17 protein-coding genes and 1 other RNA gene are annotated in these 17,096 nt (G+C 62.8%); 9 read left to right on the forward strand and 9 right to left on the reverse strand.

Translation table 11 applies throughout. The features are described from left to right. Positions 1–21: 21 nt before the first annotated feature. Complete coding sequence (locus tag CSQ95_RS05685; RefSeq protein WP_099408837.1) at positions 22–546, reverse strand: sigma-70 family RNA polymerase sigma factor; 525 nt, start codon at positions 544–546, stop codon at positions 22–24. A gap of 128 nt (positions 547–674) precedes the next feature. Between CSQ95_RS05685 and CSQ95_RS05690 the strand changes: the two genes are divergently transcribed. Further along, entirely contained in the window at positions 675–2,318 is a 1,644-nt protein-coding gene (locus CSQ95_RS05690; RefSeq protein WP_099408838.1) for an alpha-D-glucose phosphate-specific phosphoglucomutase, read from the forward strand. A 111-nt stretch (positions 2,319–2,429) separates the two neighbouring features. Here CSQ95_RS05690 and CSQ95_RS05695 read toward each other — a convergent pair whose 3' ends face one another. Both CSQ95_RS05695 and CSQ95_RS05700 read right to left on the reverse strand, forming a co-directional pair. Beyond that, positions 2,430–4,004: an oligopeptide:H+ symporter gene (locus tag CSQ95_RS05695; RefSeq protein ID WP_099408839.1), complete on the reverse strand. Its 1,575-nt coding sequence runs from the start codon at positions 4,002–4,004 to the stop codon at positions 2,430–2,432. 82 nt (positions 4,005–4,086) lie between these two features. Next, entirely contained in the window at positions 4,087–4,656 is a 570-nt protein-coding gene (locus CSQ95_RS05700; protein ID WP_099408840.1) for a GNAT family N-acetyltransferase, read from the reverse strand. A 74-nt stretch (positions 4,657–4,730) separates the two neighbouring features. On the opposite strand from CSQ95_RS05700, the gene CSQ95_RS05705 reads away from it, so the two are divergent. Next, positions 4,731–5,993: an MFS transporter gene (locus CSQ95_RS05705; protein ID WP_257217962.1), complete on the forward strand. Its 1,263-nt coding sequence runs from the start codon at positions 4,731–4,733 to the stop codon at positions 5,991–5,993. Positions 5,994–5,997: 4 nt separating this feature from the next. On the opposite strand, the gene CSQ95_RS05710 is transcribed toward CSQ95_RS05705, so the two are convergent. The 3 genes from CSQ95_RS05710 to groES form a co-directional block, all read right to left on the reverse strand. After that, a complete protein-coding gene (locus CSQ95_RS05710; RefSeq protein WP_070289263.1) occupies positions 5,998–6,471 on the reverse strand; it encodes a hypothetical protein in 474 nt (157 codons plus the stop codon). A 218-nt stretch (positions 6,472–6,689) separates the two neighbouring features. Beyond that, positions 6,690–8,339, reverse strand: coding sequence for a chaperonin GroEL (gene groL, locus CSQ95_RS05715; protein ID WP_070221899.1), 1,650 nt, complete (start codon positions 8,337–8,339; stop codon positions 6,690–6,692). Positions 8,340–8,389: 50 nt separating this feature from the next. Next, complete coding sequence (gene groES, locus CSQ95_RS05720) at positions 8,390–8,680, reverse strand: co-chaperone GroES (protein WP_010400979.1); 291 nt, start codon at positions 8,678–8,680, stop codon at positions 8,390–8,392. A gap of 525 nt (positions 8,681–9,205) precedes the next feature. Between groES and CSQ95_RS05725 the strand changes: the two genes are divergently transcribed. The 5 genes from CSQ95_RS05725 to CSQ95_RS05745 all read left to right on the forward strand — a co-directional run bounded on the left by CSQ95_RS05725 (position 9,206) and on the right by CSQ95_RS05745 (position 11,602). Then, positions 9,206–9,952 carry a hypothetical protein gene (locus CSQ95_RS05725; RefSeq protein WP_099408842.1) on the forward strand — a complete coding sequence of 249 codons (747 nt, stop codon included), beginning with the start codon at positions 9,206–9,208 and terminating at the stop codon, positions 9,950–9,952. Between the two features lie 156 nt (positions 9,953–10,108). Further along, positions 10,109–10,372, forward strand: a complete 264-nt coding sequence (locus CSQ95_RS05730; RefSeq protein WP_034747342.1) for a hypothetical protein — start codon at positions 10,109–10,111, stop codon at positions 10,370–10,372. Next, on the forward strand, positions 10,372–10,683 hold the full coding sequence (locus CSQ95_RS05735) for a cell division protein ZapA (protein ID WP_034747344.1): 312 nt from the start codon (positions 10,372–10,374) through the stop codon (positions 10,681–10,683). Before CSQ95_RS05730 ends, CSQ95_RS05735 begins: the two co-directional genes overlap by 1 nt. Before the next feature lie 189 nt (positions 10,684–10,872). Beyond that, a non-coding RNA gene (gene ssrS / locus CSQ95_RS05740) (6S RNA) lies at positions 10,873–11,050 on the forward strand. A gap of 87 nt (positions 11,051–11,137) precedes the next feature. Beyond that, the gene (locus CSQ95_RS05745; protein WP_070289203.1) at positions 11,138–11,602 is read left to right on the forward strand and encodes an EVE domain-containing protein; all 465 of its coding nucleotides are present in this window, start codon (positions 11,138–11,140) and stop codon (positions 11,600–11,602) included. Between the two features lie 8 nt (positions 11,603–11,610). Here CSQ95_RS05745 and lgt read toward each other — a convergent pair whose 3' ends face one another. Continuing rightward, entirely contained in the window at positions 11,611–12,435 is an 825-nt protein-coding gene (lgt, locus tag CSQ95_RS05750; RefSeq protein ID WP_099408843.1) for a prolipoprotein diacylglyceryl transferase, read from the reverse strand. Between the two features lie 79 nt (positions 12,436–12,514). Then, entirely contained in the window at positions 12,515–13,426 is a 912-nt protein-coding gene (locus CSQ95_RS05755) for a LysR family transcriptional regulator (RefSeq protein WP_099408979.1), read from the reverse strand. A 173-nt stretch (positions 13,427–13,599) separates the two neighbouring features. On the opposite strand from CSQ95_RS05755, the gene ilvD reads away from it, so the two are divergent. Both ilvD and CSQ95_RS05765 read left to right on the forward strand, forming a co-directional pair. Then, entirely contained in the window at positions 13,600–15,471 is a 1,872-nt protein-coding gene (ilvD, locus tag CSQ95_RS05760; RefSeq protein ID WP_099408844.1) for a dihydroxy-acid dehydratase, read from the forward strand. A gap of 220 nt (positions 15,472–15,691) precedes the next feature. After that, positions 15,692–16,003, forward strand: a complete 312-nt coding sequence (locus CSQ95_RS05765; protein ID WP_070221905.1) for a c-type cytochrome — start codon at positions 15,692–15,694, stop codon at positions 16,001–16,003. Positions 16,004–16,024: 21 nt separating this feature from the next. On the opposite strand, the gene CSQ95_RS05770 is transcribed toward CSQ95_RS05765, so the two are convergent. After that, positions 16,025–17,032, reverse strand: coding sequence for an NAD(P)H-binding protein (locus CSQ95_RS05770; protein WP_099408980.1), 1,008 nt, complete (start codon positions 17,030–17,032; stop codon positions 16,025–16,027). Positions 17,033–17,096 lie beyond the last annotated feature (64 nt).

Consider the following 17,096-nt stretch of genomic DNA (forward strand, 5'->3'; position numbering starts at 1 on the left):
GGCGGGCGGTCATGGGCGCCATTATGTGGCTTTGCGCAAAGAATGCAACTGCGCCTGGCAACTGAGCATGCCGCGCGCGATATGTTTTTCCACCATGCTCACGGATATGCCCATGCGCGCCGCGATCTGCGCGTGCGGCAATTCCTCGAAGACGTGCAGCACGAAGGCGTCGCGGCAGCGGGCCGGCAGGGCGTCGATGGCGGCCACGCAAGCTTGCCAGTCCCGGCTGCTTTCGAGCGCCTGTTCCGGCTGCAAATGCAGCGGCCCTGCCGGATGCGCCGCTTCCGGCAGGGCGTCAAGTTCCTCGTGCTGGCGCAGGGCGGCGCGGCGGTGCCGGTCGATCATCAGGTTGCGCGCCGTGCGGTACAGCAGCGCGCGCGGTTCGCGCACGGCCTGTTCGCCCAGCACGCGCGCATAGCTTTCCTGCACCAGATCCAAGGCAGCCTCGCGGTTGCGCAAGCTGCGCCAGCAAAAGTTCAACAGTTCTTGGTAATAGCGTGCAACCACGGCGTCCGATGTCTGAGTCCGCAGCCAGGAATGCCGCATATGAGAATGATTCTCATTATACGATATGTGGGATGCGGCGTTAAGCGGTTTGCCGCACCGTGGCAGGCGTACAACGCTTTGCCGGGCGGCCGGCATCGGTTAACATGGGAAGTTAACAGGGAGGCAAGATGGCTATTCAAATTATTAATACGGCGCCGATGGCCGGCCAGCGGCCCGGCACGTCGGGCTTGCGCAAGAAGGTGGCGGTCTTCAGCGCCCCGCAATACCTGGAAAACTTCGTGCAAAGCGTGTTCGACACGCTCGGCGACTGCCGCGGCCAGACCCTGGTGCTGGGCGGCGACGGGCGTTACTACAACCGCGCCGCCATCCAGACGGTGCTGCGCATGGCGGCCGCGCACGGCTACGCGCGCGTGCTGCTGGGGCAGGGCGGCATCCTGTCGACGCCGGCCGTCAGCTGCGTGATCCGCAAGCATGGCGCCAGCGGCGGCATCATCCTGTCGGCCAGCCATAATCCGGGCGGCCCCGATGGCGATTTCGGCATCAAGTACAACATTGCCAATGGCGGCCCGGCGCCCGAAAAGGTCACGGAAGCCATGTTTGCGCGCACGCAAACGCTCACCGAATACCGCATCAGCGACGCGGCCGACATCGACCTCGACGCCTTGGGCACTGTGCGCATCGAGCAGATGACGGTCGAAGTGATCGACCCCGTGCTTGATTACGCTGAACTGATGCAGCAGCTGTTCGACTTCGACGCCATCCGCGCCCTGTTCGCGGACGGCCTGCGCATCTGCTTTGACGGCATGCACGCCGTTTCCGGCCCGTATGCGACAGCCATCCTGGAAGGCATGCTGGGCGCACCGAAGGGCAGCGTCATCAACGGCGTGCCCCTGGAAGACTTCGGCGGCGGCCATCCGGACCCGAATCCCGTGAATGCGCAGGAACTGATCGCCATTATGGCGGCCGGAGATGGTGACAATGCTGCTCCGGATTTTGGCGCCGCCTCGGACGGCGACGGCGACCGCAACATGATCGTCGGCCGGCGCTTCGACGTCACGCCCTCGGACAGCCTGGCCATCCTGGCCGCCAACGCCACCGTGGCGCCCGGCTACCGCGCCGGCTTGTCCGGCATTGCCCGCTCCATGCCCACCTCGGGCGCGGCCGACCGGGTCGCCAGCGCGCTGGGCATCCCCTGCTACGAGACGCCCACGGGCTGGAAATTCTTCGGCACCCTGCTCGACGCCGGCATGGCCACCCTGTGCGGTGAGGAAAGCTACGGCACCGGTTCGAACCACGTGCGTGAAAAGGATGGCCTGTGGGCCGTGCTGTTCTGGCTCAACCTGCTGGCGGAGAAAAAACAATCGGTGGAAGATATCGTGCGCGCGCACTGGGCCACCTATGGCCGCAACTACTACTCGCGCCACGACTATGAAGACATCGACAGCGCCGGCGCGGCGCAGCTGATGGCGGCCGTGCGCGGCCGGCTGGCCGCCTTGCCGGGCCAGCAGTTCGATGGCTACACGGTGGCGCTGGCCGACGATTTCAGCTACACGGACCCCGTCGACGGTTCCGTGGCGACGCAGCAGGGCATCCGCATCATCATGACGGACGGCGCGCGCATCGTGCTGCGCCTGTCGGGCACGGGCACCGAGGGCGCCACCCTGCGCCTGTACCTGGAGCGCTATGAGGCCGATCCCGAGCAGCATGACATCCCGACCCAGCGAGCGCTGGAGGGATTGATCGCCGTGGCCGAGCAAGTGGCGCAGATCCGGGCACGCACGGGGCGCGACGCGCCGACGGTGACGACGTAAAAAAAGGGCGCGTAGGTCGGATTAGCGTGGCATCGCCACGCGTAATCCGACGACATTGTCAGCAGCGTTGTCGGATTACGCCCTTTGGGCTAATCCGACCTACTTGTATGATTACGCCTTGCCCGGGATAACCGCCTGGCGGTAGTTGTCCACCATCTTGTAGCGCTTCGCATACAGGCCGAAGGCCAGCATGGCGACGGCGGCAAAGGCGGCGAAGAAGAACATCTGGAAAGCCGTCACGCTGATGCCGCTCTCGGCGATCTTGCCGATCACGCCTTCATTCATGACGCTGCGGTTGACGATCAGCACCCACAGGTTGCCCACCGTGGTCGACAGATTCCAGAAGCTCATGATGGCGCCCTTCATCGACACGGGCGCCTGGCTGTACGCAAACTCCAGGCCCGTGGCCGAGACCAGCACTTCGCCGAACGTCAGCAGGGCATACGGCAGGATCTGCCACATGATGGAGACGGCGTTGCCGCTGTCGAGGGCCAGCTGCAGCAAGCCGATGACGATCCACGCCAGCGAGGAAAAGCCGATACCGGCCGTCATGCGGCGCAGGGCCGTCGCTTCCAGGCCGAAGCGGTTGAGCATCGGATACAGCACCAGGTTGTTGAACGGGATCAGCAGCATCACCAGCATCGGGTTCAGCGCCTGCATCTGCGCCGGCAGGAACCAGCTCGGTTTTTCCATGGTGTTCGCCTGCACGATCCACGTCGAGGCCTTCTGGTCGAACAGCGAGAAGAATGGCGTGACGAGGGCGAAGATGACGAGGATGCGCAGCACGGCGCGCACGCCTTCGACGGCTTCGTCCGGGTGGATGCCGCGCGCGCGTTCCAGCTGCATGGCCGTGCCGATGCTGCCGAAGGCCAGCAGCAAGACCAGCGCGGTACACGCGGAAATCACGAAGCCCCATTCGGGAATGCTGTAGAACGCGTACAGGGCGCCGATCACGCCGACGTAGGCGACGTACAGGCCGGGACGCGAACCGCCGTCGACGCGCGCCAGCAGGGCCGTGCGGGCCACGCGGGTGAACGAATCGGGATTCGGCGGCGCCGGCGGCACGTGCACGTATTTCTTGGCGCCCATCCAGAAGACGACGGTGGCGGCCAGCATCATCAGGCCGGGGATGCCGAAAGCGATCGAGGGACCGAAGTCGCGCAGGAACATCGGCATCAGCAGCGAGGCGAAGAAGGAGCCGAAGTTGATGATCCAGTAGAACAGGTCGAACACCAGCTTAGCCTTGTGCTTGTTGGTCTGGTCGAACTGGTCGCCGACAAACGAGGCGACCAGCGGCTTGATGCCGCCGGAGCCGAAGGCGATCAGGAACAGGCCGAAATAGAAGCCGTTGACGCTGTTTTCAAACAGGGCCAGGCAGGCGTGGCCCGCGCAATACACGAGGCTGAGCCAGAAGATGGTGTTGTACTTGCCGAAGAAGCGGTCGGCCAGCCACCCGCCCAGCAGCGGGAAGAAATACACGCCGATGACGAAGGTGTGGAACACGTGCTTGGCTTCGCCCGTGCGCTGGTCGATCGGGATCATCAGCAGCAGGGTGCTGATGAGGAATGGCGTCAGGATGTTGCGCATGCCGTAAAAGCTGAAGCGTTCGCAGCCTTCGTTGGCGATGATGTACGGTATTTGCCGCGGCATTTTGCCCGTGGCGGTTTGTGTCTCGGCCGATGACATTGGCTCTCCCCCAAGTTTTTTTTGTAAGCCGCGATGCTAAGGCCTGCCGCGTTTGCTTGCAACAGAAAAAACGGCCTGTCCGCTATTTCGCAGGGATTTGTAAGGTATTGATTTTCATAAAGACATTACTTTCGGCACTTGCGCTTGCACTTGCACACGCCGGGCGCGGCAGCCACAGCTTCATTTGCAGCATGCCGTCCGATGCGGGGCCGTCCGCCAGGGTAAAGCCGCAGCCCAGGTACAGGGTCAATGCCGCGTGGTTGTCCTGCGCCACGGCCAGGCGCACGCGGGCCAGTTCGGGGATGGCGCAGGCATGCGCGATGGCGGCCTGCACCAGTTGTCGTGCAGCGCCGCGCCCGCGCGCCTGCGGCGCCACGTATACGCTCCACAGACTGGCCTTGTCATGCACGACGGCGATCGGTTCGCGGCGCAGGCCGGCAATGCCGATCAATTGATCCTTGTCGAAAGCGCCAAATATTATTTGGTGGGAAGTGGCGCGCAAGCGCTGGGCTATCTGTGCCAGAGGCAAACCGCTTTCCGCCGCATGCGTGGTGCAGAAGGCGGCGGGCAGTTCGGCGATGCCGGCCAGACGCAGCGCGCGGTAGGCGGCAACATCGTCGGGCGTCAGGGGGCGGACAATGATGGCGGGCATGTGGGCGAGTATCGGGCTTCGATGCCAGAAAGTAAACCTTGCCGTTCACCGCCGCCATCCTTAATATCTGCCGCATGAAACCTGTACCGAGCCCTTCCCCTGATATGTCCGCTGGCGCGGCTCTGACGCCGGCGCGCGAGCGCGCGATGCTGTGGCTGCTTGCGCTGACGCAATTTACCGTCATCATGGATTTCATGGTGATGATGCCGCTGGCGCCCCAGCTGATGCAGGCTTTTCACATCGGCCCGGCCGCCGTCTCGGGCGCCGTCTCGGCCTACGCCTGGTGCGCGGGCCTGTCCGGCTTGCTGGCGGCCACGTATATCGACCGCTTCGACCGCAAGAAGCTGCTGCTGACCATGTTTTGCCTGTTCACCCTGTCGAACCTCGCTTGCGCGCTGGCGCCGAACTTTTATGTGCTGCTGTGGTCGCGCGCGTTTGCGGGGCTGACGGGCGGCGTGCTGGGGGCCATGGTCATGGCCATCATCGGCGACGTGATTCCTTCCGAGCGGCGCGGCGCGGCCACCGGCATCGTCATGACCTCGTTTGCCATGGCGGCCGTGGGCGGCGTGCCCATCGGCGTGGTGCTGGCCGCGCACTTTGGCTGGGCCTCGCCGTTTTTCCTGCTGGTCGTGCTGTCGCTGCTGGTCTGGCTGGGCGCGGCGCGCGTGCTGCCCTCGCTGACGGCGCACATGGGCGCGGCTGCCACGCCGCTGCGCCAGGTGCTGCCGAACCTGCTGGCGCTGTTCCGCGAGCGGCGCCACCTGCAAGCGTTTTCCTTGTCGATTGTCAACATGACGGCGGGCATGCTGGTCATTCCCTTCATTTCGCCCGTGCTCGTGGGCAATATGGGACTGGCGCCGGCCGACGTCACCTGGGTGTATCTGGCGGGCGGCTGCGCCACGATCTTCACGGCGCGCCTGATCGGCCGCTGGGCGGACCGGGCCGGCAAGCAGCAGGTGTACCGCTGGGTGTCCCTGCTGTCGATTGCGCCGCTGCTGTTCATGACGCACTTGCCCCAGCTGCCGTTGCTGGGGCTGATGCTGGCGTTTCCCTTCTTTATGGCCCTCGTCTCGGGCCGCATGGTGCCGCTGCAGGCGCTGCTGACGACCATCCCGGAACCGCACAAGCGGGGCGCGTTTCTCAGCGCCAATTCGGCCCTGCAAAGCTTTGGCAGCGGCCTGGGCGCCTGGCTGGGCGGCCTGACCCTGCAGACGGATGCGGCCGGCCACATCAGCGGCTACGGCATCAATGGCTGGCTGGCGGCGGGCTTGTCGCTGTGGACGGTGTGGTGGGTGGCGCGCGTGCGCGGCGCGGCGCCGCAGGGGGCGCCGGCGTAGGCAGTTACTGCGTGGCGATGCGCTGCATGGGCGCATTGTCTTTGCGCCATTGTTCCAGGCTGATCAGCTCACCGCTGACAACGTCGTCGACGAGGATGCGCTTGCCATCCTGGGAGACGACGAAACTCTCCCAGCGGTGCGCCGCGTCCGGCGTGTTTTCCACAAAGTTCAGGTCATAGTAGGGCTTGCCATCGATGAGACGCACGTCGGGCGACGTTTCCATCACGGCGCCGTGGGCGCGGCCGCCCGAAGCCTTTTCGATATGCGCCGACCAGGCCTTGATTTCCGGCAATGCCATCAGCGCATCGACGGCGCGCGCGCTCTGTTCTGGCGCCGCCTGGCTGCTCGCGGCCGGGGCATTGGTGCCGTGCGGCGCGCCTTGCTGGTGCAGGTAGAAAGCGCCGAGCCCGGCGGCCAGCAAGCCGGCCAGGATGCCGGCGATGATGGTGGTTTTGGAAGAAGAGGCGCGTGGCTGCATGATGGTGGCGTGAGAAAGAGGGACGATGGCGGCCATGCTAAAGCAAAACGTGCAGGCGGGCAATCGTTGAAATTTCTAAAAAGCAAGACGAAAAAAAGCCACCTTCCGTAGAAGATGGCTCTCGGGGCTGCCGGGCAGCGCAAGCAGCTTTTGGTCTGCCTGTCCCGTCCCGGCGTGGCGGCTGCGCGCACCGTCGCCTGCGCGCGCGGCCGCCTGGATTACATCATGCCGTCCATGCCGCCCATGCCGCCCATACCACCCATGCCGCCGCCCATGCCGCCGGCTGCCTTGTCGTCAGCGATTTCGCAGACCATGCAGTCGGTCGTCAGCATCAGCGAAGCGATCGAAGCGGCGTTTTGCAGCGCCGAACGGGTCACTTTGGCTGGGTCCAGAACGCCCATTTCCACCATGTCGCCATACGTGCCGTTGGCAGCGTTGTAGCCGTAGTTGCCCGCGCCAGCCAGGACGGCTGCCACGACGACCGACGCTTCTTCGCCGGCGTTTTGCACGATCATGCGCAGCGGCTCTTCCATTGCGCGCAGGACGATCTTGATACCAGCGTCTTGATCAGGATTGTCGCCCTTGACCGTGATGTTGGCGCGTGCGCGCAGCAGGGCTACGCCGCCGCCTGGCACGATGCCTTCTTCCACGGCAGCGCGCGTGGCGTGCAGTGCATCTTCAACGCGGGCTTTCTTCTCTTTCATTTCGACTTCGGTGGCTGCGCCAACCTTGATCACGGCAACGCCGCCAGCCAGTTTGGCCACGCGCTCTTGCAGTTTTTCACGGTCGTAGTCCGAGGTCGCTTCTTCGATCTGTACACGCACTTGTTTCACGCGTGCTTCGATCGAGGCAGCTTCGCCGGCGCCATCGATGACGATGGTGTTTTCCTTGCCCACTTCGATGCGTTTCGCCTGGCCCAGTTCGGCCAGAGTCACTTTTTCCAGGGTCAGGCCGACTTCTTCAGCGATCACCTGGCCGCCCGTCAGGACAGCGATGTCTTCCAGCATGGCTTTGCGGCGGTCGCCGAAGCCTGGTGCTTTCACTGCGCAGGTTTTCAGGATGCCGCGGATGTTGTTCACAACCAGGGTAGCCAGCGCTTCGCCTTCGATGTCTTCCGCGATGATCAGCAGTGGACGGCCAGCTTTGGCGACTTGTTCCAGTACCGGCAGCAGGTCACGGATGTTCGAGATTTTCTTGTCGCACAGCAGGACGAATGGGCTGTCCAGGACGGCAACTTGCTTCTCTGGGTTGTTGATGAAGTATGGCGACAGGTAGCCGCGGTCGAACTGCATGCCTTCAACGATGTCCAGCTCGTCGTTCAGCGACTTGCCGTCTTCTACCGTGATGACGCCTTCTTTGCCGACTTTTTCCATCGCTTCAGCGATACGCTCGCCGATCGAGTAGTCCGAGTTCGCCGAGATCGCGCCAACCTGGGCGATTTCCTTGGTCGTGGTGCAAGGACGGGCGATTTTCGCCAGTTCTTCGACGGTCGCTGCAACAGCTTTGTCGATACCACGCTTCAGGTCCATCGGGTTCATGCCGGCGGCAACGAACTTCATGCCTTCGCGCACGATGGCTTGTGCCAGCACGGTGGCGGTGGTGGTGCCGTCGCCGGCATTGTCGCTGGTGCGGGAAGCCACTTCCTTGACCATTTGCGCGCCCATGTTCATGAGCTTGTCTTTGAGTTCAACTTCTTTCGCTACCGACACACCATCCTTGGTGACGGTAGGGGCGCCGAACGAGCGCTCCAGGACCACGTTGCGGCCTTTCGGGCCCAAGGTGACTTTGACTGCGTTGGCGAGGATGTTGACGCCTTCGACCATCTTGGCGCGCGCTGCGTCGCCGAATACTACTTCTTTAGCTGCCATGTTCAATTCTCCTGAGTTTCGGGATGTATCTGTCTACAACGTGGAAACAATTACTTGACGACGATCGCCATGATGTCTTCTTCGCGCATGACCAGCAGCTCATCGCCGTCAACTTTGACGGTTTGGCCGGCGTACTTGCCGAACAGGACGCGGTCGCCCACTTTGACATCCAGAGGACGGACTTTGCCGTCGTCGAGAATCTTGCCATTGCCTACGGCAAGGACTTCGCCTTGATCCGGTTTTTCAGCAGCTGCATCAGGAATGATGAGGCCGGACGCAGTCTTGGTTTCCTGGTCGAGGCGTTTGACGATGACGCGATCGTTCAATGGGCGCAGATTCATACAAAACTCCTTAAAGTTCAATGGATAGGTGTTGCTAAATGAATACATTCCTGGCACAGCGCCAGGCGTGCTTTCAGTGACCGCCGTTGAAAGCAGCCCGCAACGGTCAAGCAAACCTCATGGCATCGGGTGCATGCCGGCGCTGGGCAGTGGTGGCATCGCGGCGTCGCCCGCCGCGTAGCGTTCCCTGCTGTTGCCCGGCAGACACCATCATGTCTTGAGGATTGCTACGAAAGAGTTTGTTAGCACTCTCTACTAACGAGTGCTAATTATAGGGACGGTAGGGGGCTTATTCAAGGGCTTATTCTCCGGGAAGATAAGCTTAGACGTTCTGCGCAGCCTGCATTTACACAGGGTTTGCGCAAACGCAAGCCTCGTTCCCGGGCGTCAGCAACAGGCGCGACTCTAGCATGCCCGTCAGGCGAACGGCGTTCCTGTACGCACAGGAAACAGAGTTTTGCTATGGACTTTGATAAGATGATTGCAATTGCATATCAATATTCCCCCTGTACCAGAAAGCACACTATGCCATCGACTCTTTCCCGTCCCGCCCTGCGCCTGCTCGGTGCCGCCCTCGTCGGCCTCGCCTGCCTGGGCAATGCCGCCGCGCAAACGCCCACGATTCTCGACGAGATCACCGTGGCGACCCTGACGCCGCTGGAAAAGGAAATGCTGCTCAACGAGCTGTTCAACGACCTCAACAAGGATGACGACGACCAGGAAGCGCATGTGTGGGACAACGGCGGCGACCGTGGCGTGCGGGTGAAAGTCACATATAACTTCAGCAACTCCGGCATGACGGAACACAGCCTGAAGGCGCACATCTGCCGCGACCTGAAATTCGTCGTCACGGCGGGCGACAAGTCGCAAGACCTGAGCCGCCGTACGTGCTCGCAGAACAGCGGACGCTGGGATGTGCAGGGCAAGGATCCGGCGCCCGTCGTGTATCCGCCTTTCCTGTCCGACGTGACCATCGCCAGGCTGAATGCGAAGGAACAGAAATCCTTGCTGACGGCCGCCGTGCGCACCTTGAAAGATGAAGAGGATGGCAAGAGCCGTGAATGGAGCAACAAGGGACTGGGCAATGCCGTGCCCTTGCGCGTCACTTTGACGCCCTCGCGGACGGACGCCAAACCTGGCAGCTACCACCGTACTTGCCGCGACTTGACGATGGTGCTTGATGGCAAGAGCGGCAAGCAGGAGTTGACGCGCCGCTCGTGCGAAAACCGCTATGGCGGTCTCGATATCGAACCCGATTACGTCGACGAGTAAAACGCTGGCATCGCGGCGCCGGCGGATGCGTGCAGATGGCGAAAAGCGCCGGAAAAAGCGTGTATTTCACGGCAACTGACCTGCATTGATGTAAATATGTGTGACAGCGGCGTGATTCGATTGACGCCCATGGAGCGTCCGCCCTATAGTGGCGGGATGATTTCCGAATTCAACGAATTATCCGACAAAATAGGCCTGCTGGCCGAAATGACCCATGCGCTGCGCCGTGAAAACGCGCAACTGCGCAAGGACAATGCCGCGCTGGCCGCCGAGAACGCCCTGTATGTGCAGCGCATGCGCGAGGCGCAGGAGCGGGTCGAGGCGTTGCTGGAAAAAATTCCCGAACTGGTGCAAGCCGGTCTGGAGCAAGCCGCTTCGGAAGCGGGCGCCTATATTGCCGAGAACGAGAAGGAAGCGTAATGCCGCGTGTCGATGTCAATATCATGGGCCAGTCCTACAGCATGGTGTGCCGCGACGGCGAAGAGCGCGCGCTGCGCGAAGCGGCGATCTATCTCGATAGCAAAATGAAAGCCATCCGCGACGCGGGCAAGGTCAAGGGCAATGACCGCATCGCCGTGCTGGCCGCCCTGGGCGTGGCCGCGGAATTCCTTTCCGTGAAGTCGCCGCAAGGTCCGCTGTCGGAACTGACGATCCTGGAAGTGAAGCAAAAGATCTCGGCCATGCACACAGTATTGGATAGCGCATTGACGCCCCAGGAAAACCTTTTTTAAACACCGAACCAAACCTACTGCGCGTCGCGACTTGCGGCCTGCGATGCTCGCTGTGCTCAAGCACAGCTGCGCTTCTTAGCCACAATTCATCGCCGCTCGCTACGGCTTTGTTCGGTGTTATTAATTGGATTTTAAGCGGACACGGTACGATTTGTCTTTGCGATGCGCGATCAAAGGAGTAAACTTGGGTCTACCCTGCGGTGTTCGCGATTGCCATATATTCCTTGAACCATTTATGCGCATCGGTTGCGAATTTTGTTTGATGGGAGTGAGCGTCGCTCGTTCGACGAACCCGAAATTGAACTAACGTGACCACCTTGAACCGTTTGGTTCGGGATGCCGGCATAGCGGCACAGGCGGGGCCCAATTTGCAGTACAAAAAACGGTTGCAGCATCAGCATGCGCAGCCGTTTTTTTACGCCTGTCGCTTTTATTCTTTGACCTGGGGAATGTAATGAAACAGTACTGGCTGATGAAATCCGAACCCGATGAAGTGAGCATCGACGACCTGATGGCCGCGCCCGGGCACACCATGCCCTGGTTCGGCGTGCGCAACTACCAGGCGCGCAACTTCATGCGCGACGGCATGCAGGTCGGCGATGGCGTGCTGTTTTATCACTCGAGCTGCCCGCAGCCGGGCGTGGCGGGCGTGGCCGAAGTGGCCAGCGGCGCGTATCCCGATCACAGCCAGTTTGAAGAGGGCGGCAAGTATTTCGATGCCAAGGCCACGCAGGAACAGCCGCGCTGGATCAGCGTCGACGTGCGGGGCCTGAAGAAGACGGCGCTATTGCCGCTGTCCGAGATGCGCCAGATGCCGGAGCTGGAAGACATGCTGCTGCTCAAGAAGGGAAGCCGGCTGTCCATCACGCCGGTGACGCCGGCGCAATGGAAAGTGATTACAAGCAGGTTACAGGCTTAAGCTGTTCATCAGGCCGCGCGGGCCTTGGTGGGCGGCGTGCCCATCACCTGGCTTTTATATGCCCATACCAGCAGCGCGATGGCGCCGACGATCATCGGCAAGGACAGCATCTGGCCCGACGTGATCGGCACGCCCAGCCACACGACTTCCCAGTCCGGCGTGCGGAAGTATTCCGTGAAGAAGCGCGCGCAGCCGTACAACAGGGTGAACATGGCGCCCACGGCCATGCGCGGACGCTGCTTGCGCGCAAACAGCCACAGGATGATGAACACCAAAATGCCGTCTACCAGCATCTGGTAGATCGGCGACGGGTGCACGGGATACGGAATGCCCGGCCATTGCATGGCCCACGGCAGGGTTTCCGGGGCGATGCGGCCCGGCAGTTCGGCATTGATGAAGTTGCCCAGGCGGCCCGCGGCATAGCCGAGCGGCACCAGCGGCGCGATGAAGTCGAGCACGTCGAACAGGTTGCGGCCCGCCTTGCGGCTCCACAAGTACATGGCCAAGATGACGCCGAGGAAGCCGCCATGGAAGGACATGCCGCCATGCCAGACCATGAAGATCTCGAGCGGATTGTGCAGGAAGTATTCGGGACGGTAGAACAGCACTTCGCCCAGGCGCCCGCCGATCACCACGCCCAGCATGCCGTAGAACAGCATGTCGTCGAGGTCTTCCTTCTTCCAGCCCAGCACGGCGATATGCGGCTGCTTGATGCGCACGCGGCCCAGGATAATGAACAGGGCAAAGGCCAGCACATACATCAGGCCGTACCAGTGCACGGCAAGCGGACCGATCTGGATGGCTATCGGGTCGGGCATCGGGTGTATCAGCATGGGGTTTCTTTCTTTGTTTAAAGCCAAGGTTGCGTAGTATGGGGGCGCTGGCGGTTTTTTGCCTTAGCGGCCACTTAATTTAATCGGCGGCAGCGCTGATCTGCTTGTGCAGCAGCGCCAGGAAACCTTGCAGCACGGCGGACGGATTGTCGCGGCGCCAGGCCAGGCCAGTTTCCACCAGCGGCGTGGCGTCCTGCAGCGGCCTGTATTCTACGCCCGGGCGCATCAGATTCGATACCGATTGTGGCACAAGCGCGATGCCCATGCCAGCCGAGACGAGGCTGACGATGGTTTGCATCTGGATCGCTTCCTGGCCGATCTGCGGCGTGATGCCGGCCGCGCGGAACACGCCGAGGATCGCGTCGTGCAGGGCGGGCGAGATCGCGCGCGGAAAAATAATCAGGGGCAGGGGTGGCAGGTCGCGCAGGCGCACGGGGCCCGGCGTGTTCAGGATGGCGAGGCCGGACGGCGCGGCCAGCACCAGCGGCTCGGCCAGCACGGGCAGGTAATCGAGCTCCCCTTTCGCCTTCTCGGGCAGGGGCGGGATCAGCAGGCCCGCATCCGTGCGCCCGGCCAGCAGTTCATCGAGCTGCAGGTCCGAGGTGGCTTCCTGCAACTGGATCTGCACCTGCGGATAGGCCGTCCGGTAGGCGCGCAGCAGGGGTGGCAGCACGCTGTAGTCGGCCGAGGAGACAAACGCCAGGCTCAGACGACCCGCCTCGCCCTGCGCGGCGCGCCGCACCAAGGCGGGCAAGTCTTGCGCCTGCGCCAGCAGCCGGCGCGCCTCGGGCAGCAGGGCCGTGCCGGCCGGCGTCAGCTGCACTTCGCGGCGCGTGCGCACGAACAGCGGTGCGCCCAGCTGTTCTTCCAGCGCCATGATGGTTTGCGACAGGGGCGGCTGCGTCATGTGCAGGCGCGCGGCGGCGCGGCCGAAGTGCAGCTCCTCGGCGACGGTGACGAAATAGCGCAACTGGCGCAGTTCAAGGTTCATATGCGTTTCCATGCAGATTGAATGCTGTGATATGTAAAACGACTCACAGGCACGTGCATCATATATTTGACAGTGGCGCGCGCGCAAGGCAATCTGGCGTACCCCCACTGCATGCAGGGTTTTGCTGGAAATCCGCGCAGTCAGGCATCAATCATCCTTGGAAGGACCCCATCATGCCGCAATACCGCTCCCGCACCACCACCCACGGCCGCAACATGGCTGGCGCCCGCGCCCTGTGGCGCGCCACCGGCATGAAGGACGGCGACTTCGACAAGCCGATCATCGCCGTCGTCAACTCGTTCACCCAGTTCGTGCCCGGTCACGTGCACCTGAAAGACCTGGGACAGATGGTGGCGCGCGAGATCGAGGCGGCCGGCGGCGTGGCCAAGGAATTCAACACCATCGCCGTCGATGACGGCATCGCCATGGGCCACGGCGGCATGCTGTATTCGCTGCCGTCGCGCGACCTGATCGCCGATTCCGTCGAATACATGGTCAACGCCCACTGCGCCGACGCCATGGTCTGCATCTCGAACTGCGACAAGATCACGCCGGGCATGCTGATGGCCGCCATGCGCATCAATATCCCCGTCGTGTTTATTTCCGGCGGGCCGATGGAAGCGGGCAAGGTCGTCAAGGTGGTCAACGGCACGCAGAAGATCATCAAGCTGGATCTGGTCGACGCCATGATCAAGGCGGGCGACAGCACCGTCTCCGACGCCGACGTGGCCGAGATCGAACGTTCGGCCTGCCCGACCTGCGGTTCCTGCTCCGGCATGTTTACGGCCAACTCGATGAACTGTCTGACCGAGGCGCTGGGCCTGGCCCTGCCCGGCAACGGCACGATTCTGGCCACGCACTCGGACCGCCAGCAGCTGTTCCTGCGCGCGGGCCGTCTGATCGTGGAACTGGCCAAGCGCCATTACGAGCAGGACGATTACTCGGTGCTGCCCCGTTCCATCGCCACCAAGGCCGCGTTTGAAAACGCCATGGCGCTCGACGTCTCCATGGGCGGCTCGACCAACACCGTGCTGCACCTGCTGGCCGCCGCGCACGAGGCGGAAGTGGAATTCACGATGGCCGACATCGACCGCATTTCGCGCAAGGTGCCTTGCCTGTGCAAGGTGGCGCCGATGACGGACAAATACCATATCGAAGACGTGCACCGCGCCGGCGGCATCGTGGGCATTTTGGGCGAACTGGCGCGCGCCGGCCTGCTCAACACGACTTTGCCGACGATCCACGCGCCGACCCTGGCCGACGCCATCGCGCAAAACGACATCATGTGCACGGATAACCCCGCCGTGCATGAACTGTTCCGCGCAGCGCCGGGCGGCGTGCCGACACAGACGGCGTTTTCGCAGTCCGAGCGCTTCGCTGCCGTCGACACGGACCGCAGCACGGGCTGCATCCGCGACAAGGCCCACGCCTACTCGCAGGATGGCGGCCTGGCCGTCTTGTACGGCAACCTGGCGGAAAAGGGCTGCATCGTCAAGACGGCAGGCGTCGATGAAAGCATTTTGAAATTCTCGGGCAAGGCGCGCGTGTTCGAAAGCCAGGATTCCGCTGTTGAAGCGATTTTGGCCGATACCGTGCATGAAGGCGACGTCGTCATCATCCGCTACGAAGGCCCGAAAGGCGGGCCCGGCATGCAGGAAATGCTGTATCCGACCTCGTACATCAAGTCGAAGGGCCTGGGCAAGGCGTGCGCGCTGTTCACGGACGGGCGCTTCTCGGGCGGCTCCTCGGGTCTGGTGATCGGCCACGCCTCGCCGGAAGCGGCCGAAGGCGGCGCCATCGGCCTGGTGGAAGAGGGCGACTTCATCGACATCGACATCCCCGAGCGCACCATCAACCTGCGCATCACGGCTGCCGAGCTGGCCGCGCGCCGCGCCGCCATGGAAGCGAAGGGCGACGCGGCCTGGCTGCCCGTCGACCGCGAGCGCTACGTGTCGCAGGCGCTGCAGGCGTATGCCGCGCTGACGACGTCGGCCGACCGGGGCGCCGTGCGTGATCTGTCTCAGTTGAAGAAGCAGAAACGCTGATCTGTTGTGTAAGTACGACGGCCGGCCCCGTTTGACTATACGGGGCCGCCTGTCGTTACATCGCCTTACAAACAACATGGTCATATGCGCGCAGATGGGGCAGAATAGCTATGCCTTCTGACGACATTGCGTGACTACATTGAAACGCTTGATTTGGGCTCGTGGTGCATCTGCGGAAACACAGTAAAATGCCGCAGGAAGTAACTTTGGAGAAAAGACAATGAAACGTTTTATGTTGGTGAGTGTATTGACCGTATCGGCTCTGGCATCGCAAGCAGCGTTGGCCAATCCGGACCTGGCGAAAGCAAAAAACTGCATGGCTTGCCATGCGGTGAGCACGAAACTGGTGGGCCCTGCGTTCAAGGACGTGGCTGCCAAGTACGCTGGTCAGAAAGACGCGGAAGCCAAGCTCGCGGCGAAAGTCATGAAGGGCGGTTCCGGCACCTGGGGCGCGATCCCGATGCCAGCCAACCCGCAAGTGAGCGATGCGGAAGCCCATACCCTGGTTAAATGGGTACTGGCACAGAAATAATCTGTGCCGCAGTACCTGCAATTAGCGCGCCGGCAATCCCGGCGCGTTTTTTTTGCCCGCTGTTTTATGCAGATTGCCCATGCCTTCCAGTGTCGCCCGCACCGCTTCGTCGAGTGGCGTATGCGGCTCCTGGCCCAGCACGGCCTGCAGCCGCGCATTGTCCATGGATAGAGGCGTTTGCCACAGATAGCGCATCTCGCGCATTTCGCGCAAGGTCGCCACGAACGGCGACGCCAGCGCCACCAGCCACCACGGAAAACGCCGGAGGGCGGCCGCGGTTCCTGTCGCCTGTTGCACCACGCGGACAATCGCGCCCGTCATTTGCCGGCCGTCGCGGTCCCAGTGGCCGGCCATGTGAAAGCGCGCAAATGCGGGCAACGTGGCGCGTACATCGAGCAACTGCACCATCGTGAGCGCCACGTCCGGCAGGTAGGACCACTGGTGGCCGACGCCGGGCGCGCCCGGATACAGCACCTTGCGCACGCTCTGGCCCGGTTTCACCAGGCCCTGCGAAAACCAGTTGTTGCCGGCGCGGGGGCCGAAGAAGTCGCCCGCGCGCACGATGAGCACGCGCGCGCCCTGCGTGCTGGCCCGTTCCAGCCGTGCTTCCAGTTCCACGCGGATGGCGCCCTTGCGCGTCTGCGGGTGCTGCGGCGCGTCTTCCTCCAGCACGGGAAAGGCGTCGGGACCGAAGTTATACACGGTGCCGGGCAGCACGATGGTGGCGCCTTCGGCCATCGCCGCGGCAATCGTGTTGTCGAGCATGGGCAGCACCAGCCGGCCCCAGTTCCGGTAGCCGGGCGGGTTGACGGCATGCACGATGACGGCGCAGCCTTTGGCGGCCGCCAGCACGTCAGTGCGCGACAGCGCGTCGCCGCGCAGCCATTCAATGCCATCGCCGCGTGGCGAGGGCGTTTCTCCCCGCGTCAGGGCGCGCACCTGCCAGCCCGCCGCCAGCAGCTGGCGCACCATCTCGCCGCCGATGCCGCCCGTGGCGCCCAGTACCAATACTGTTTTCGTGTTCTCCATCATGACCTCCGTGTGGTTGATGGTGCCAGTATCTGCCGCGCAAGGCTAATTGGGAATTGACGAA

Source organism: Janthinobacterium sp. BJB304, assembly GCF_002735765.1.
GTDB lineage: Bacteria > Pseudomonadota > Gammaproteobacteria > Burkholderiales > Burkholderiaceae_D > Janthinobacterium.

Bases quoted from the DNA above. Each gene is read 5' to 3' on its own strand.
- CSQ95_RS05695 (WP_099408839.1), bottom strand. From the start codon at position 4,004: ATGTCATCGGCCGAGACACAAACCGCCACGGGCAAAATGCCGCGGCAA.
- CSQ95_RS05690 (WP_099408838.1), top strand. From the start codon at position 675: ATGGCTATTCAAATTATTAATACGGCGCCGATGGCCGGCCAGCGGCCC.
- CSQ95_RS05770 (WP_099408980.1), bottom strand. From the start codon at position 17,032: ATGGAGAACACGAAAACAGTATTGGTACTGGGCGCCACGGGCGGCATC.
- CSQ95_RS05685 (WP_099408837.1), bottom strand. From the start codon at position 546: ATGCGGCATTCCTGGCTGCGGACTCAGACATCGGACGCCGTGGTTGCA.
- CSQ95_RS05705 (WP_257217962.1), top strand. From the start codon at position 4,731: ATGAAACCTGTACCGAGCCCTTCCCCTGATATGTCCGCTGGCGCGGCT.
- groES (WP_010400979.1), bottom strand. From the start codon at position 8,680: ATGAATCTGCGCCCATTGAACGATCGCGTCATCGTCAAACGCCTCGAC.
- CSQ95_RS05735 (WP_034747344.1), top strand. From the start codon at position 10,372: ATGCCGCGTGTCGATGTCAATATCATGGGCCAGTCCTACAGCATGGTG.
- CSQ95_RS05745 (WP_070289203.1), top strand. From the start codon at position 11,138: ATGAAACAGTACTGGCTGATGAAATCCGAACCCGATGAAGTGAGCATC.
- groL (WP_070221899.1), bottom strand. From the start codon at position 8,339: ATGGCAGCTAAAGAAGTAGTATTCGGCGACGCAGCGCGCGCCAAGATG.
- CSQ95_RS05700 (WP_099408840.1), bottom strand. From the start codon at position 4,656: ATGCCCGCCATCATTGTCCGCCCCCTGACGCCCGACGATGTTGCCGCC.
- CSQ95_RS05710 (WP_070289263.1), bottom strand. From the start codon at position 6,471: ATGCAGCCACGCGCCTCTTCTTCCAAAACCACCATCATCGCCGGCATC.
- ilvD (WP_099408844.1), top strand. From the start codon at position 13,600: ATGCCGCAATACCGCTCCCGCACCACCACCCACGGCCGCAACATGGCT.
- CSQ95_RS05755 (WP_099408979.1), bottom strand. From the start codon at position 13,426: ATGAACCTTGAACTGCGCCAGTTGCGCTATTTCGTCACCGTCGCCGAG.
- CSQ95_RS05725 (WP_099408842.1), top strand. From the start codon at position 9,206: ATGCCATCGACTCTTTCCCGTCCCGCCCTGCGCCTGCTCGGTGCCGCC.
- CSQ95_RS05730 (WP_034747342.1), top strand. From the start codon at position 10,109: ATGATTTCCGAATTCAACGAATTATCCGACAAAATAGGCCTGCTGGCC.
- lgt (WP_099408843.1), bottom strand. From the start codon at position 12,435: ATGCTGATACACCCGATGCCCGACCCGATAGCCATCCAGATCGGTCCG.
- CSQ95_RS05765 (WP_070221905.1), top strand. From the start codon at position 15,692: ATGAAACGTTTTATGTTGGTGAGTGTATTGACCGTATCGGCTCTGGCA.